A 17,350-nucleotide genomic window follows, 5' to 3' on the forward strand; every position below is an offset into this window, starting at 1 on the left:
AAACTTTACACGTAGACGCTGAGCTTGCTCGCGTGAAAAGCGCAGCTTTTAATATATTTAAAACCACCATAAAACAAAAACCGATGTTTAAACTAAACATCGGTTTTGAATAAAAAAGCCCATTTGATTTACTTACAAATGCTTTTTAAGAAACTCAGTAACCTCTTTGTATTGTACTTTTAAGCTTTCTGGATCATCAAAAAAGTGTGTTCCGTCATCAATTTCAACATACTTTATATCTAGGTTTCGCTTTGCTTTATCATAAAAATATTTTGATTGTCGATAGTCGACTCTCGTATCTTTTGTCCCATGGATAAGCAAAATTGGGGCTTTAATTCGGTTAATCATATTGATTGCCGAAACCTCAGATAATGCATCAACGGCTTTACTATCAGTCATATCAACAATATTACCTAGGTAGGCATCTTGTCGCTCTTCATCTTCAACTAACCCTTTTAGATCCGATATTCCAGAAATACTAATAATGCATTTAAAGCGTTCGGGCTCTTGCCATGCAGCTGTTAATGCAACATAACCACCATAACTTGCGCCATAAATACATGCATTATTTTTTGATGTTAATCCTGTTCTAGTAGCCCAATCCATTGCATCATATACATCTTGTTGCATACGTTTACCCCACTGATAATAACCATCAGTTTCAAAAGCACTACCAAAACCTTCTGAGCCCCTGAAGTTCACTTGCAATACCGCATAACCTAAACTAACTAAATATTGAAGCTCTCGATTAAAGTATTTGTAGTCTCGACTATGCGGTCCTCCGTGAGGCATTACAATTAGCGGCGGAGTTTTAATTCCTTCTGGTTTTGTAAAATAGCCTGAGATTTCAGCTCCATCGCTCGCTTTAAAGCTATAGTTTTGCACTGGTACAAATTTATTACGTGCTAAATAAGGAAATTTAGATAGCCAAGCGCCGCCCTTCTTTGTGTTTAAATCAAAATAATAATAAGTAGGGCTGACTGAATCACTTATTACATTTACAAGAATTCGTGTTCTATCTTTACTACGGCTAACAATACTAGCTTGCTTATCACCAAATAAATTAGCAACCATAAGCTCTTGCTTACCGTCTACCTCTGAAAAATAATGGCTCTTGTAGAAATCATCATAGTAGCCAACCCCTATAAAATCGCCCTCACTATTAACGATTGCATTATTTATATCGTATTTATCATTGCTATAAACAAGCTCTTCAAACTCCCCTGACTCGATATCATATGACCATAAAGCTTGTCTGTTTAATACACGATCAGAAAGGACGTAAGCTTTTGTACCATCTTCATTAAGGCCTTGGATGGAGAAAGTACTATCTTCACCCAAAATATGGGTATGAATCATTTTTAATGCTTCATCTTTCTTTGCTCGATACCATATTGAAGCAATAAACTTATCATCTTTTTTATCAATTGCGATCCCCAGGCGTAAAACTCCCTTAGGGTCTGCATACCAACTTCCAATATTTTCTTTATTCCTCTGAATTTTATCAAAACTAGAATCACCTAATTCAACTTTAAAAACAGAATAAGCTTTATCTTTTTCATCAAACGTTGACACTAGCGCGAAATCTGGCTCATTTTTAAGTGAGGAAATGAGTCTGAAACTCTGATATCTATACCACTTATATTCAGAAAAACGTCGCGTAGTTAGCATTTTACTTTCATTGGTTTCAACATTGATCGAATATAACCTTGAAACTCTCATGTATTGACCATTGACATATTCAGGGTAACTAGCAGAAACAATGATATATTTATTACCTGACCAACGAATAAAGTCGACTCTGTCTTTATCTTTTTTGAGACTTGCTAATATATTGAATTCGATACTAGGAAATTTAGCTAAACTGATAGTAGGGCCTTCAGCAGTATTATAAAGTGTTGTTATCATTTCTCCATTTGGCGATATTTGTGGTTGCTCTACCATTGGAAGTTTAGCGTAAGACTCCCACGGTTTATCTTTTGCATGAACTACAGACGCAGTTAATAAAAAAAATAAGAGTGTTATTTTTAACATTTATTTCTTCCTTAAAATTTAGTAAAAACTTTTTATTATATTTAATGTAAAAATAACAAAGTTTACCGAAAAAACATACAAAGTAAGTACTTAATTTATTTTAATAAAAAACCGATGCTTAAATTAAACATCGGTTTTTTATTAAAAGCGAATAACTAACCGCTTTTCTCGTGGAGTTTTGTTTCACTCAACCTACATCACTTCCCTATCGCCTCTTTGGCGAACAGGTGTTTTATTGGGCCTAAATTATCAATGAGTGAGAGCCCTACTCCGCGAATAAGTTTTTTAACCGGGTTTGCACCTTCAAATAACTCTTTTAGCCCTTGCATCATGGCTATGTGCTTTTGCGCATCGAGCTTACGGGTACGTTCGTAATCGCGAAGTGTGCGCGTGCTTGCAAATTCTTTATTATTACTTGTTAAAAGCTCAATTAAATAAGCGGCGTCTTTTAGGCCTAGGTTCATCCCAAGCCCTGCAAGTGGATGGATTGTATGTGCAGCATCGCCAATGAGTACCACTTTGCCTGAAACCCATTGCTGAGCGTATCGCATTTTAAGTGGGAAAGCTGCGCGCGCACTTTGCACTTCACATAGCCCGCATTGGCCATCTATGGCTGCCATTACGGCTTTATTAAAGCTGCTGTCGTCCATTGCAAGCAGCTCATCGCAGTGGTTTGGGCTGGTAGACCATACTATTGAATGGGTATTTGCATCGCTCAGTGGTAAAAATGCCAGCGGCCCGGTTGGTAAAAACACTTGGCGTGCGGTATTTGCGTGCGGCTCTTTAGTTTTAACAGTCGCAACTAGCGCATGGTGATCGTAATCTTTAAAGCTAAGCGCCATATTAAATTGTTTACGTATAGCTGAGTTTGCCCCATCAGCGGCCACCAGCAGTTTTGCAATAATTGGCTCGCCGCTTTTAAGCGTTATAAATACATCTGATTCGCTTTGATGTATTTGCTGATACTGCGTATCAAACATTAGTGTTGCGCTGCTTTGTTGCTCTAGCTCTTTTATAAGCGCGTAGCGGATAATGTCGTTTTCAACAATGTGGCCTAAATGCTCAAGCTCAAGTTGTTCATTATTAAATGCTATTTTGCCAAAACTGTCGGCATCACGTACGTCCATATGCGTATAAGCGCACGCTCGCTGTGCGATAATTTCTGGCCATACATTTAATTGCTCAAGCAAGGTTTGACTTGCAATGCTTAGCGCACTTACGCGCAAACCATATTCGTCAGTTGGCGACACTTGTGTTGGTGCGCCGTCGAGTACAACGACGCTTATATCGGCTTTTGCCAATCCAAGTGCTAGTGTTAGCCCTACGCAGCCACCACCTACAATACAAACCTGTGCTTGCTTCATAAACGCCTACCTTGTTTAACTTGCCCCATTAACTGTTTGGCTAATGGCGCTTTTAATGCGGGAAATAAATCCATCGAAAACAACCCAATACTGCGCCCCAATGCGAGCACTCGCGATGAGTTTGAAAAAAGCCTAACAAGTGCATCGGTTAAGCTCATTACGGTTTTTATATCATCACTGCGCTTTTTAGAATATTCACGTGTAAACGCATAGCTGCCTAAACCGTGTTGGCTGTTTGCTATTAAATTACTAAGTACTTGCACGTCGCGAAGGCCTAAATTAAAACCTTGTCCTGCAATAGGATGAATAGCATGTGCAGCATTACCAATGACCACTGTACGGTGCGCAGTCAAAGACTCGACTTGCCCGTAAACGAGCGGGTAACTCGTGCGCATGCCTACTTTAGTAAATTGACCACCGCGATAACCAAACGCACTTTGTAGGGCACTTATAAAGTCTTGTTCATTAAGTGCCATGTGCTGTTCAACCTGATCTTGGCTCATACACCACACCAACGAATAACGGTTATTGCTCATAGGTAATAACGCCATAGGCCCGCTTTGTGTAAAGCGCTCAAAGGCATGATTATTATGCCCACCAGCCACTTCTACATTAGCAATAATTGCGCCTTGTTCATAAGGCTGGGTATTAAAACCAAGCCCAAGTAAATTACGTGTGGGTGATTGTGCACCATCAGCAATAACCAATAGCGCTGCGTTTAATTGCTCGCCGCTTTGCAGGGTGAGTGTATTGCTATGCAGAGTTTGCTCAATGGCAATTACGCTATCGGGGCACAAAAGCGTAATATTTGATTGCGTTAAACGCAGGTGGAGCGCTCGGCCAAAAGGGTTAACTTCTACTACGTAACCAAGTGAAGGCTTAGCAAATTCGTCGCAATTAATATGCGCTTTGCCAAAGTGGCCTCGATCAGACACGCTCACTTTTTTTATTGCGGCGGTGTAAGGGGCATTTTGTTCAAATAAATTGAGGCTTTGTAAATACTCTACCGATTGCTGAGCAAGTGCAATGCTTCTGTCGTCAAAGCTTGGGTGGTAGTCGCCGGTAACTTGATTAGCTTCTACAACGGCAATATTTAACGCGGGATTAGTTTTAGCCACACTTAACGCGCAGCTTGCTCCCGCTAAGCCACCACCAATAACAACTACATCAAACTGCTTAGCCACTTTACTCTCCGAGCTTTATACGTTTTTAGCACTTTGCATAAGTGCTTCTATATCGCTAATTTTTTTAGGTACGCTTAGGGTCAAGTTTTCATGGCCGGTTTCGGTAACTAGCAAGTTATCTTCGATACGAATACCAATGCCTTTGTATTTTTGCGGTGCGCTTGAGTCTTCGCTGATATAAAGCCCAGGCTCTATGGTGAGTACCATACCCTGCTCAAATGCACGCTCAACGTTATTTACTTTGTAATCGCCAACATCATGTACATCTAAACCAAGCCAATGCCCAAGCCCGTGCATGTAATATTCTTTACATGCACCTTTTGCCATTAGCTCATCAAAGTCGCCGGTTAAAATACCTAAATCAAGTAAACCTTGAGTCATTACTTCCATTGCTAATTTATTAGCATGCGACATGTAACCACCTGGTTTCACTTCATCAAAGGCAACTTCTTGCGCTTTAAGTACAATATTGTAAAGCGCGGCTTGCTCTTCGCTAAATTGACCATTTACTGGAAAAGTACGGGTGATATCGGCGGCGTAACCTTGTAGTTCACAACCGGAGTCTATAAGTACCAGGTCGCCATTTTTTAATACATCGCTATTTTGCGTGTAATGTAAAATATTGGCGTTATCGCCACTGCCAACAATTGTGCCGTATGCAGGGTGCGGCGCACCATTCATAGCATAATGATGATGTAGCTCAGCCTCTAGCTGAAATTCAGTAGCTCCGGGGTGTGAAAAACGCATAGCGCGCATGTGCCCTCGCGCACTAATTTCACAGCCTTCTCGCATAATATTTACTTCGCTTGGCGATTTAAACAAACGCATTTCATGAATAAGGCCGCGTATTTCTTTTAAAGTACTCGGTGCTTTGAGGCCTTTTCGCGCACCACTTCGAAGTGTACCTAGTAACGTAAACACTTTAGTATCAAATGAAGGATAAGCACCTTGTGCAAAATAAATTGCATCTTTTTCAGTTAGTATAGTCAGTAGCTTATCGTTTAATTCACTTAGCGGGTAAGCTTCATCAAACAAGTAGTCGCTTTTAGCTTTATCAAAGCCGACTCTGCGGCCATGCCAAATTTCTGCAAGCTTGTCTTTATCTAGGCAAAATAAAGTACTAGGTGCATCGCTGTTGTTACATAGTACAAGTACAGCGTCGGGTTCGTTAAAGCCTGTTAAATAAAAAAAGTCGCTATCTTGTCTAAATGCATATTCGGTATCGCGGCTACGCGTCACTTCGCTCGCAGCGGGAATAATAGCAACGCTATTTTTATCCATTTGCGCAAGTAAACGCTCACGGCGTGCTTTAAATTCTGACTTTTGTACTTCAACCATTATCAACCAACCCGTTTAACTTTTTAAACTAATGAAGTGTTTTTTTAGTACTTTGCGTGTTTTGCTCTTTACCAAGCTCTGCAAAACAAAGTAGTGCTGATACGCGCACATATTCAATCACTTCGTGCAGCGCTTGGCTGTCTTCTTCGGTTTCTTCAAAAGTGGTATCTAGGCGAGTGATTTCGCTAAAGTCAGTAATAACCTCTTTAACATCGCTCGATAGTTTACCGTAATCTTTTTGCTTTAAGCCAAAACCAAGCATAAAGCCTGCTACCCATGATACGAGGCCATTAGCCTGATCGATGAGTGTTTCGTCATCGTTTGGTAAAAATAAATCAAACTGAAATTCGTCATCATTAAAGCTCGCAACTACTTGCTTATAAATAGTGCCAAAAAACTGCTTTAAATCGTTACTAAATGATTCACCATCGTTAAACACATCGCTCAAAAGGCCTAAGTATTCTTTGTCGTCAATGGTTAAACCACACGCAAGTAAACCACTAATTACACCATGCGCTTCGGCAGGTGATACAAATATTTCGTTTTTTTCTAAAAGCAGTTGAGCTTTTTCGTAATCGGGTAAATCGTTCATAATCGAATCTTCGCTTTGCAAGTTAAGGCAATGCTACCACTCGATAAAAAGCAACTCCAATTAATTGTATGATCAAGCTCAAAAACCATGCGATAAAGTAAATGACGAGTTAAAGGTGCGGGAAAACTAAGCGAACGGTTTAATTTTTTACGTTTAGGGTTTAAGGATTGGATTATGTCTTATATACTTAAATTGTTCCCTGGGGTACCGGAGCTTGGTTAAGTCCCTGAGCCGATAAATTTTATACCAGGATTTCTGTTCGTCTACTATTGTGCAAGCTCGGCATGTACCGAGAAGCCTACGGTAAACCGCAGATTTCCGCCCTGAAACCTTCTGGTTTCAGGACTGAAACCGGGTACCGTATCTTGGGGAACACCTTCTTATTTTTATACTCCCTCTTATTACTTATTCATTTTTTTGTTATACCTTCGTACTTTATTTTATAATTTTTGGCAAAAAAAGCTGCAAGCAATTTCTTACTTACAGCTAAATTTTAAATGCTTACGCCTATTTACTTAAACCAACCTTGAAAGCGCTCCATCATCATGTAGTTTATTGGCACTAACAATAAAGTAATAAAGGTCGCAAAAATAATCCCAAACCCTAAACTTACCGCCATAGGTATTAAAAACTGCGCCTGAGTTGCTTTTTCAAATAATAACGGCATTAAGCCAATAAAGGTCGTTAAACTTGTTAGCATTACAGGGCGAAAACGCGATGCACCGGCAAGTTTAACTGCATCTAGTAATTTGCCGCCTTCACTGCGCTTTTTATTGATAAAATCAACTAGTACAAGGGAGTCATTTACTACCACCCCAGTTAAGGCGAGCATACCAAGCAAGCTCATAATGGTTAAATCCATGCCCATAATCCAATGCCCGACTACAGCACCTATCATGCCAAATGGAATTACACTCATTACTATAATTGGCTGTAAGTAAGACTTAAGCGGTATCGCTAATAGCGCATAAATTATGAAAAATACAAACACAAGTGCCCAAGCCAATGAGCCAAACGACTCTCGCTGCTCTTTAGCCTCACCTTCTAGTTTGTAATCTACTCCAGGATATTGCTGCATTAATTCATCTAAATACTCCGTTAAGTCAGCCTGGAGTATGGTCATATTGGTGTTATTTTTTCGATATCCGCTGTTACATTTAAAGTACGGTAGCGGTCTATTCGGTTAATAGTTGACGGGCTTTGCCCTGCGGTAAGAGTTGCAACATGCGATAACGGCACCGAACCACCAGTAGGTGTATTGATGAGTATATTTTGTAAATCGGCAACTGAGCGGCGCTCGTCTATAGGCAAGCGAACCATTACACGTACATCATCACGCCCGCGCTGAATACGTTGGACTTGCGAGCCAAAGAACGAGTTACGCACTTGGCCTGCAACATTGACTCTATTTAAGCCCAGCGCTAAGCCCTGCTGCGTAAGCTCTATTTGTAACTCTTCTTTACCATCAGACATGCTATCTGCAATATCAAATACCGTTGGGTAGGTCGATAAACGGGTTTTAATGTGATCAGCCACGTCTTGTAAAATAGTCAACGAAGTCCCGCTAAGCTGAACATCAATTGGGTCAGAACTTCGGCCAATTTCAGCTCTAAACGTTAAGCTTTCAACGCCTGGAATGACACCAATTAAATCGCGCCATTCGCTGGCAAGCTCTCTTGATCCTATGTCTGATTCACGCTTTTCAGCCGGTGTTATTTCAAAGCGTACAGAACCTGAATTAGATACACCACCGCGCCCACCTGTTGTGGCTAATATATTTAAAATAACGCTTTCACCTGTATCTGGGTCGCGGTATTTTTCTTGTAATTGCTGCGCCTTTTGCGACATATCAATTACGTATTTATTAGTGACTTCAAACGGCGTACCTGTTGGTAGTGTTAAGTTAACGCGGACTGTTTCGCTTGGTATACGCGGGAAAAATACAAACTTAGTCCAACCACTAGTGATCATAGTTAAAATTATTATAAACACACCAACAAACAAACTTACCGAAGCCAATTTATGGCGCAGTGCTAAATTTAAAGTTGGTTGGTAGTATTTTAAAATCGCGTTTTCAAATCCATCTGCAAAACGCTGTTGAATAACATCAAACTTTGAAGGTTCGCCTTTTTCGTGGCGTAGTTTTATATATTTTAAATGTGCGGGTAGTACAAATTTAGATTCAATCAATGAAAACAATAATACCGGAATAACCACTACCGGTATTTGTGCAAACAAAGCACCGCGCGCCCCTTCAATAAAGGCCAAAGGTAAAAAGGCGGCAACGGTAGTTAATACACCAAATGTTACTGGTGTTGCGACTTCTTGAGTACCTAAAATTGCAGCTTGCTCCCCCGACTTAGCTGTTTTTAAATGGGTATAGACATTTTCGCCAGTAACTATGGCGTCATCAACAACAATCCCAAGTACTAATATAAAGCCAAATAAGCTCATAATATTAAGCGTTACGCCAAAAATAGGCATCGCTATAAACGCGCCCATAAACGAAACCGGAATACCAATAAATACCCAAAATGCAATTGCAGGGCGTAAAAACAAAGTAAGTAAAGCAAGTACTAAAATACCGCCTTGTAGGGCATTGGTCGTTAGTGTGGCAATTCGACTTTTAACCAGCTCCGAATCATCATCCCAGTAACTTAGTTCAAATCCTTGTGGAAGGGAGCTTTGTTGCTCTTTTATGTAATTTTTAACTTCGTCAGCAACAGTAATCGCACTTTGTGGACCAATTCGATATACGTCGATAAATGCAGCCTGCTTACCATTAAAGCGAGTACGTACTGGGGTTTCTTCAAAATCGTCTTTAATTATTGCAATATCGCCTAAACGAATAATCGTGCCGTCAGCTTGGTTTTTAACAACAATATTGGCAAATTCATCTTTACGATATGCTTGCCCTTTAGAGCTTATAAGTACGTCCCCACCTTCAGTTTTTAAGTTACCAGCAGAAATATCAGAGCTTGAATTAGCAATGGCACTCGATATTTGTGCAAGGCTTAAATCGTACTGGCGAAGAACGTCTTGGCTTACTTCAATGGCAATTTCGTAATCACGAACACCACTTAGCTCTACCTGCGTCACATTTGGTAAACGTAGAATTTGATCGCGTACTGTTTCTGCGTATTCACGGGTTTCTTTTTCGCCGTAATCACTTGATACGGTAACCGCGATAACTTCGCGAATTCGTTCCGCAAGCGCGACTATTGGCTTTTCAGCATCAGCTGGAAAGGTATTAATTGCATCTACACGACTTTTAATATCAGCTAAAAGCTCACGCGGGTCGTAGCCCGTTTCAACTTCTATTGTTACAGAGCCTGAGCCTTCAGAAGAGCGGCTAAATATTTGCTTAATACCTTCTAAATCTTGTACGGCTTCTTCTATACGAATTGTTACGCCTTGCTCTACATCCTCTGGTGTTGAGCCGCGCAAACTTACGTTCACGCTTATCATGTCGGTTTCGAATGAAGGGAATACTTCAAGCGGTATTTTAGTCGATAAACTAAAAAGCCCCGACAGCAGCAACGTTACTAGCAATAAGTTAGCAGCAACATGGTTTTTGGCAAACCAAGCTATCATGGCTTATCTCCTTGCTTTGCTGGACGGCGTTTTTTTAACTCTTCAACACTAATACCAAGCTCTTTTGCTTTTTGTTCAAGTTGCTCAGCTGTAGGGCGCTTTCCTTTACCTTGCCCATTCGCTCCACGGCTTTTAGGTTGATCTGCGCTTTGTTCACCTAAAATACTTACTTGAGTTCCTGAACTTACTTGGCCAAGTGGAGTAATAACAAGTTTATCATTTGCGTTTAAACCGGTTTTTATCATCGTCTGAGTCGCATTTTGCCAAGCTAGTGTGATGTCTTTGCGCTTAAGTACGCCACCTTCAACAATGTAAACGTACGTTCCTTGATAAATTGTACTGTTAGGAATTATAAGTGCGTTAGATACTGTTCTGCCGGTAATTTGCGCTTTTATATACTGCCCAATTTTTATTGGGTACTGGTTATTTGCTGTTGCTTTATACGGGTCATTAATTTTAGCAACTACATAAAGCTGCTGTGCGCCTTCATCTATAGCACCTTCTGTGCGTGCTAATTGCCCTTGCCACGTTTGCTCACCTACTAAGTCAGAAGTAAATTTAACAATTGAACCCGCTTGGTTTTTAGCACCATCGCGATACTGCTCTGGTAAATTTACAAATGGGAGATCTTTATTTTTAATTGGTAGGCGAATCTCAACGCTATCGATTGCGTAAATGGTGGCTAGCTGTGTGTTGTTAGTAACAACTTGCCCTAAATCAACACTGCGGCTGAGTATACGCCCCGCATATGGTGCCGTTACTTTAGTGCGCTCTAAATCAAGCATCGCTTTTTCAAGTGCTGCCTGCGCCGATAAAACCTCAGCTTCAGCGGCTGCTAGTTGTGGCTCACGTAGTACTAAGCTGCTTGCCTGATTTGAGCCGCCAAGGCGCTTCCAATCGGTAATAGCTTGTTGCCCACGCGCCTTCTCTTCTAGCAAACCTTGCTCTGCGGTTAATAAATTGGCTTGAGCAGATTTAACTTCAGCCTGATGATCTCTGTCGTCTAGTTTTAAAAGTACATCGCCTTTTTCAAAAAAACCGCCTTCTCTAAAGTCATCACTTACTTCAATTATTTGTCCTGATGCCTGAGCCACTAACAAGCTTTGTGTACGTGGTTTTACAGTACCGTAGCTGTCTATCATCACTTGATAATTTTGTGGTTTTAGCTCAAGCGCAGCCACACTTATTGATGCCTTAGGAGGTGTCCCAAAGCGTTTAGCCTCAGGCGTGTTATTTTTAATAAACATAACAATTAAAATAGTGGCAACTATAACCACCGCTGGAATAATAATTTTTGCTGTTTTAGTTTTCATCGTTATTGCTCTTTAGTTCACTTGAGGGCTTTGCAAAATCACCACCAAGGGCAATGTGTAAGTTAATTCTATTGGCTATTAATTGGTTTTTAATATCGATTAAGGAGCTTTGCGCATCGAAAGAGCGATCTTGGGCATCAAGCACTGTCGTGTAAGTTACCAAGCCACTTTGATACTGCTCAAACGACAATTGCTCTGCAGCAAGTGCGTTTTCTTGCGCTTCAAGAGTACTGCTGTATTGCGCTTTAAGGGAGTGCTGCTGCGAAATTGCATTTTCAACATCACCAAATGCGTCATAAAGCGTTTGCAAATAAAGCTGCTCTTGCTTTTGAGTGTTAAGACGCGCTATTTCTTCGTTGGCTTTTAAGCGCCCACCTTCAAAAAGTGGCGCTGAAATACTACCTAACAAAGACCATGCAAGGCTTGATGGAGAAAACAAGTCGCTTACTCTGTCTGTACTATCACTTAATGAAGCTGTTAAATCTAAACTTGGAAAGCGTTGTTTGTGCGCATATGCCAATGATGCGTCGGCTGCTAAAAGCTCATACCAACTTGCACGTAGAGTAGGTTTTCGCGTTATAAGTTCAGAAGGTAATCCTAGAGGAATATCGGTATTAATAACAGGTAAGTCACTACTAGCAGTAATAGCGCCTTTTGGGTATTCACCAAGTAAACGCTCAAGTACACGTGCTGATGCCGATAAACTCGCTGTTTGAGTGGCAATGCGAGAGCGTTCATTATTAAGCTCATTACGCGCTAAATACACATCGAGCGCTTCGTTTATGCCTTGGCGATAGCCAGCTTCAATAATATCGAGATTTTGTTGTGAGTTGGCTTCGCGACGTTTAAATAAATCCAGTAATTGCTGCGCCGTAACCACATCAAACCAACCTGTTACCACATCAGCAACAAGTTGCTGTTTAGCTTGCTCAAAGCGTGCCTGCTGAGCTAAATAGTTAAGATTAGCTTCGCGCTTGGCGTCAGAGAGCTTACCCCATAAATCAACCTCGTAAGTTAAGTTTAAACTAGCTGAGCTTGCGTTGTCGTAACTTACAGGGCGGTTGTCTTTACTACGGCTTGTACGTGTTGATAAATCGAGGCTTGGCCAAAGTGCAGCGCCCGAGACTATAAGTTGCTGCTTTTGAATTTCAACATCATAACTCGTTTGCAAAAGCTGTTGGTTATTTTTAAGTGCTTGTTGTACAAATTTATTAAGCGTAGGATTTTGTAATTGTGTAAGCCATTGCTCTTGTACTTTTAATACTGAGCTTGATGCTTCTTGCTGCCATTGCTGAGGCATATTATTAGGTGCTCGCATGCGCTGCGACGAGTTTAAATCACTCGCACAGCCGCTCAGCAGCATCACACTAATTGCCAGTAGGGTTGGCTTGCATTGCCAGATCATAATTAAACCTAAATTACTGCTATTTATGAACGTAATTCAAGCACTTTGGCAAATTTTGCTCAACTTACTTTACATAACATTACATAGCTAGCGATGAATTAACATAATAGCCAGTTATACGGTAAAAATGAGTAAATGATCAGCAATTTTTAATACTAAAATTAACTTTTTGTAATGTGTTTAAGAGATTAACTATACAAAAACAAAAAAGCCCCGCTATAAGCGAGGCTTTAAATAAGTGTGCCGACTAACCGACTCGAGCAGGTAACTTATATAGACTACTGATTACAAGTCAGTTGCTTTGCTCTTAACTATGGGTATTTTTAATTCTCAAGTTGAAAACAAAAAAGCCTCGCTATAAGCGAGGCTTTTAAATAAATGGTGCCGACTAACAAAGTCGATCGGGTAACTTATACAGACTACTGATTACAAGTCAGTTGCTTCAAGTTACCTAAAATAAATGGTGCCGACTAACCGAGTCGAACGGTTGACCTACTGATTACAAGTCAGTTGCTCTACCAGCTGAGCTAAGTCGGCACACAAAACTGTGTGCTAAGGCACGTTCAATTTTAAAGATTGAGAACTTTTATAAAGCACTTAAAATAAAAAAACCTTGCATAAACAAGGCTTTTCAATAAATGGTGCCTCGACGCGGAATCGAACCACGGACACGAGGATTTTCAATCCTCTGCTCTACCGACTGAGCTATCGAGGCACATAAACTGTGCTAGTTACCGATTAATAAAATTAACCTTTAACTTAATAAATGGTGCCGACTAACCGAGTCGACGGGTAATTTGAACAGACTACCGATTACAGTTTTTCTTTTCAAACTACTTTAAATAAATGGTGCCGACTAACCGAGTCGAACGGTTGACCTACTGATTACAAGTCAGTTGCTCTACCAGCTGAGCTAAGTCGGCACACAAAACTGTGTGCTAAGGCACGTTCAATTTTAAAGATTGAGAACTTAAAGTAAATGGTGCCTCGACGCGGAATCGAACCACGGACACGAGGATTTTCAATCCTCTGCTCTACCGACTGAGCTATCGAGGCACATAAACTGTGCTAATTAATTGTGATACTTTACAATTAACTTTATATAAATGGTGCCGACTAACCGAGTCGAACGGTTGACCTACTGATTACAAGTCAGTTGCTCTACCAGCTGAGCTAAGTCGGCACACAAAACTGTGTGCTAAGGCACGTGTAACAATGTTTAAACTGTTGATTAAACTGTTGATTAAACACCACTACTTTAATAAATGGTGCCTCGACCCGGAATCGAACCAGGGACACGAGGATTTTCAATCCTCTGCTCTACCAACTGAGCTATCGAGGCACTTAAACAGTGCTAATTAAAAATCTTAAATGATTTTTAATGCAACCCCCGCTTGTCTCTAACGACTGAGCTATCTGGGCGTGCGGCGTATTAAACGAGTTTTGCCCTTACAAGTCAACTTTTTTTTTATTCTTTATAACTGTTTGAACGGTTTTCAGGCAACTCAGTGCATTTTTTATTAATAACGTTCATTTTTACCACAAGTCGAACTATAAATATAAATAAATCAGACTAAAACAGTAGTGAATTATTTTTTGTAAATGTTACGATTAGCTTAGATACGTACGATAGGGACTTATCGTAGTAAAATCACATCAATTGGAAACAATCAATGCAGAGTAAATTTTCATCGCCAGTCAAAGGCTTATTACCTCTTTTTTTAATCATAAATATTGCAGTAACAGCGCTTGCTATTATTGCCCACTCATTTTATTCACAAACTGAAGTTAAGACAGCCCAACCTGCATCATCTGTTAATATTGTAACGCTTGCCGATAGATTAGACTTACCTATGGTTGATGCATTAACTATGTATGGTCAAGGTAAAGTAAGGCAGTTACTTGATTTAACGTCGTTATTAGATGATGACTTTGAATATACTCTATATCGCTTCAATCCAACATCAGGTACTCAATTGGTATATAGCAGTAGTAAACCTGCTATCGCTTCAATTAAAACTGAAAAGCATCTAGTAGAAGAAGGCATCCTACACCACTTACTGCTGTTAAACGATCAACCTATTGGCGAGCTTATTATTAAGCAAAACCTAGCAACCGCTCCTTTAAGCGCTCAAAACTCTCAAGTTATTGCCTACATTATTGCTATAGCAAGCGTAGCTGCATTATTTATATTTACTTTAATGTTTAATATGTACATTAATAGTCGCTTACGAAAAAGTACTGACACTCTTACACAAGAGCTGCAGGCAATCACCGAAAATGCTAATTACAATAGTAGTGTTGATGAGCAGCTTGATATTGGTTTAGGTGTAGTGGCAAAAAACATTAACTTACTACTACAAAAAGTACAGACTGCGATGAGTGAGAATGACGCCGCACAAAAAGAGCTTTATAAATTACAAAATGGCCTAGAAGCCGAAGTGCAAAATCGTACTATAGCGCTTGAGCAAGCCACATTAAAAGCAGAGCGAGCAAGCGAAACCAAAACGACCTTTTTAGCCACAATGAGCCACGAAATAAGAACACCGATGAATGGTGTTATAGGCACTATTGATTTACTGCGCCAGACCGAACTTGATGGCGCTCAACATCGTTTAAGTACAATTATTCGTGAATCAGCATTTTCGTTATTGAGCATTTTGGATGATATCTTAGATTTTTCTAAAATTGAGGCTGGAAAGCTAAATATTGACCCGATCCCATTTTCGGTAACCGATACCATTGAAGAAGTTGCTCGAGTACTCTCATCAGTTGCTAAAAAACGTGAGCTTGATTTAGAGCTAGCAATAGCACCAGATATTCCAATCAACCTTACCGGTGATAGTGTGCGTGTACGTCAGGTGCTTTATAACCTATGTAGCAACGCAATTAAATTCACTAGCACTGATGAAAAAACCCAAGGCCATGTAAAAATATCAGTAGAGGTGGTTCATAATACGACTGATCACTTTACCTTACGCTTTTGCGTAACTGATAACGGTAAAGGCATGTCGCAGGCGCAACTTCGCGAAATATTTAATCCATTTATTCAAGCCGAAAACTCAATTACCCGAGAATATGGTGGCACCGGTTTAGGTCTTTCTATTTGTAAAAGCTTAACTGAGCTTATGTTAGGTACTATTCATGTAACTAGTCATACGGGAATTGGCAGTGAGTTTACAGTAGAGCTGCCCTTTAGCACATCGGGTAAAATTAAGTACGCACATAAAGGTGCATTAAATGGCAAGAAAATTGTTGTAGTTAGTAATCACCTAGAACGTGAAAAAACAATGTACCGTTATTTATCGTTCATGGGCGCTAAAATAATTTATGCACACACAGAAGAAGAAATTGAAGAGCACCAGCATTCACAAGATATTATTTGGGTGGCTGATGGCATAGACAATATGGATAAAACTAATGCGCTGCTTAGACGTTTATTTTATTCATTAGAGGATTATAACCAACAAGTTGTAGTACTAAGTAAGCTTGATGAAGCAGCTATAAATCATAAAAACATTTTTTATATTAATGCTTCTCCTCTATGTAAATCTAACTTTATGCTTTCTATATTGGTGGCTGCAGGGTTACATACACCTAAGCAAATTAAAAAAACCAAAACACTTAATAACTATTTAAATGTTGAGCAGGCACGTAATTCAAACAAATTGGTTTTACTTGTTGAAGATAACCTTCTAAACCAACAAGTCCTCACCAATCAACTACATATACTGGGCTTTGGCGTTGAAATAGCGAACAACGGTGAAGAAGGCCTAGATATGTGGAGAAAAGGTGATTACTCACTTATTTTAACCGACTTACACATGCCTAAAATGTCGGGTTACGATATGGTCGAAAAAATCCGTAATGAAGCAGAGCTATTAGAATCGATTGATGCACAACCTTACATTATTGCTGTAACAGCAAACGCACTTAAAGGCGAAAAAGAACGCTGTTTAGCAGTAGGTATTAACGACTTCATTACCAAACCTATAGAGCTGAACGCGTTAGAAGAAACTCTAAAACGTTGGAGCGATAAACAAAGCCAAAACCCAAATGTAGTTATCCATCAAACTATGGCACTACCTATTGATATGGAAGCTGTTGCTAAATATGTAAACGGTGATGACGCTAAGCAAATTCGTTTTTTCAAAATGTATTTAGAACAAAGCCAAGGCTTAATTAAGAGTATTAATTCCGGCGTTATGGTTAACGATTTAAATGAGATTATTGAAGGGTGTCATCAATTAAAATCGATCTCCAAGACAATTGGTGCCCAAACGGTGGCAGAACTTTCAAGTGCATTTGAAGATAAATGTAAAGAAGGTGAACTCACAACCGATGAATTAATAGAGTTAAGAGATAAGCTGGAAATTGAATACTCTAAAGCTGCTCAATTTTTAAAGGAACAAATTAAAATATCTGAGCAAGAAGATGAGTTAAATGAATAAATAAACATAAAAAAGGGCTAAATAGCCTAATGCCAGTCAGTTAAGCTGACTGGCATTTTTCTTTTTATGGGGATA

8 protein-coding genes, 6 tRNA genes, 1 other RNA gene and 1 pseudogene are annotated in these 17,350 nt (G+C 39.8%); 2 read left to right on the top strand and 14 right to left on the bottom strand.

Features of this window, described 5'->3' with window-relative positions:
* Positions 1 to 132: 132 nt before the first annotated feature.
* The 5 genes from GQR53_RS07135 to GQR53_RS07155 form a co-directional block, all read right to left on the bottom strand.
* Positions 133 to 2,034, bottom strand: a complete 1,902-nt coding sequence (locus GQR53_RS07135) for an alpha/beta fold hydrolase (protein WP_240917454.1) — start codon at positions 2,032 to 2,034, stop codon at positions 133 to 135.
* A 197-nt stretch (positions 2,035 to 2,231) separates the two neighbouring features.
* A complete protein-coding gene (locus GQR53_RS07140; protein WP_165743336.1) occupies positions 2,232 to 3,398 on the bottom strand; it encodes an FAD-dependent monooxygenase in 1,167 nt (388 codons plus the stop codon).
* Positions 3,395 to 4,582, bottom strand: a complete 1,188-nt coding sequence (gene ubiH / locus GQR53_RS07145) for a 2-octaprenyl-6-methoxyphenyl hydroxylase (protein WP_165743338.1) — start codon at positions 4,580 to 4,582, stop codon at positions 3,395 to 3,397. Before ubiH ends, GQR53_RS07140 begins: the two co-directional genes overlap by 4 nt.
* 15 nt (positions 4,583 to 4,597) lie before the next feature.
* Complete coding sequence (gene pepP, locus GQR53_RS07150) at positions 4,598 to 5,920, bottom strand: Xaa-Pro aminopeptidase (protein ID WP_165743340.1); 1,323 nt, start codon at positions 5,918 to 5,920, stop codon at positions 4,598 to 4,600.
* Between the two features lie 28 nt (positions 5,921 to 5,948).
* Entirely contained in the window at positions 5,949 to 6,512 is a 564-nt protein-coding gene (locus tag GQR53_RS07155) for a UPF0149 family protein (RefSeq protein WP_002962745.1), read from the bottom strand.
* Positions 6,513 to 6,705: 193 nt separating this feature from the next.
* On the opposite strand from GQR53_RS07155, the gene ssrS reads away from it, so the two are divergent.
* A non-coding RNA gene (gene ssrS / locus GQR53_RS07160) (6S RNA) lies at positions 6,706 to 6,888 on the top strand.
* Positions 6,889 to 7,023: 135 nt separating this feature from the next.
* Here the strand turns inward: ssrS and GQR53_RS07165 are convergent.
* The 9 genes and pseudogenes from GQR53_RS07165 to GQR53_RS07205 form a co-directional block, all read right to left on the bottom strand.
* Positions 7,024 to 10,106, bottom strand: a pseudogene (locus GQR53_RS07165) (efflux RND transporter permease subunit).
* The gene (locus GQR53_RS07170) at positions 10,103 to 11,419 is read right to left on the bottom strand and encodes an efflux RND transporter periplasmic adaptor subunit (RefSeq protein ID WP_165743342.1); all 1,317 of its coding nucleotides are present in this window, start codon (positions 11,417 to 11,419) and stop codon (positions 10,103 to 10,105) included. Before GQR53_RS07170 ends, GQR53_RS07165 begins: the two are co-directional and overlap by 4 nt.
* Positions 11,409 to 12,824, bottom strand: a complete 1,416-nt coding sequence (locus tag GQR53_RS07175) for a TolC family protein (protein ID WP_165743345.1) — start codon at positions 12,822 to 12,824, stop codon at positions 11,409 to 11,411. Before GQR53_RS07175 ends, GQR53_RS07170 begins: the two co-directional genes overlap by 11 nt.
* 461 nt (positions 12,825 to 13,285) lie before the next feature.
* Positions 13,286 to 13,361, bottom strand: a tRNA-Thr gene (locus tag GQR53_RS07180).
* Positions 13,362 to 13,463: 102 nt separating this feature from the next.
* Positions 13,464 to 13,539 (bottom strand) — tRNA-Phe (locus GQR53_RS07185).
* A 132-nt stretch (positions 13,540 to 13,671) separates the two neighbouring features.
* A tRNA-Thr gene (locus GQR53_RS07190) sits at positions 13,672 to 13,747 on the bottom strand.
* 57 nt (positions 13,748 to 13,804) lie between these two features.
* Positions 13,805 to 13,880 (bottom strand) — tRNA-Phe (locus tag GQR53_RS07195).
* A 51-nt stretch (positions 13,881 to 13,931) separates the two neighbouring features.
* Positions 13,932 to 14,007 (bottom strand) — tRNA-Thr (locus tag GQR53_RS07200).
* Between the two features lie 83 nt (positions 14,008 to 14,090).
* A tRNA-Phe gene (locus GQR53_RS07205) sits at positions 14,091 to 14,166 on the bottom strand.
* A 331-nt stretch (positions 14,167 to 14,497) separates the two neighbouring features.
* Between GQR53_RS07205 and GQR53_RS07210 the strand changes: the two genes are divergently transcribed.
* The gene (locus GQR53_RS07210) at positions 14,498 to 17,275 is read left to right on the top strand and encodes an ATP-binding protein (RefSeq protein WP_165743347.1); all 2,778 of its coding nucleotides are present in this window, start codon (positions 14,498 to 14,500) and stop codon (positions 17,273 to 17,275) included.
* The last annotated feature ends 75 nt before the right edge of the window (positions 17,276 to 17,350 follow it).

The sequence above is a fragment of the Pseudoalteromonas sp. Z9A6 genome (assembly GCF_011378805.1).
Taxonomy (GTDB): domain Bacteria; phylum Pseudomonadota; class Gammaproteobacteria; order Enterobacterales; family Alteromonadaceae; genus Pseudoalteromonas; species Pseudoalteromonas distincta.

Coding starts and splice junctions, on each gene's coding strand:
- GQR53_RS07135 (WP_240917454.1), bottom strand. CDS start 2,034: ATGTTAAAAATAACACTCTTATTTTTTTTATTAACTGCGTCTGTAGTT.
- GQR53_RS07140 (WP_165743336.1), bottom strand. CDS start 3,398: ATGAAGCAAGCACAGGTTTGTATTGTAGGTGGTGGCTGCGTAGGGCTA.
- pepP (WP_165743340.1), bottom strand. CDS start 5,920: ATGGTTGAAGTACAAAAGTCAGAATTTAAAGCACGCCGTGAGCGTTTA.
- GQR53_RS07155 (WP_002962745.1), bottom strand. CDS start 6,512: ATGAACGATTTACCCGATTACGAAAAAGCTCAACTGCTTTTAGAAAAA.
- GQR53_RS07170 (WP_165743342.1), bottom strand. CDS start 11,419: ATGAAAACTAAAACAGCAAAAATTATTATTCCAGCGGTGGTTATAGTT.
- GQR53_RS07175 (WP_165743345.1), bottom strand. CDS start 12,824: ATGATCTGGCAATGCAAGCCAACCCTACTGGCAATTAGTGTGATGCTG.
- GQR53_RS07210 (WP_165743347.1), top strand. CDS start 14,498: ATGCAGAGTAAATTTTCATCGCCAGTCAAAGGCTTATTACCTCTTTTT.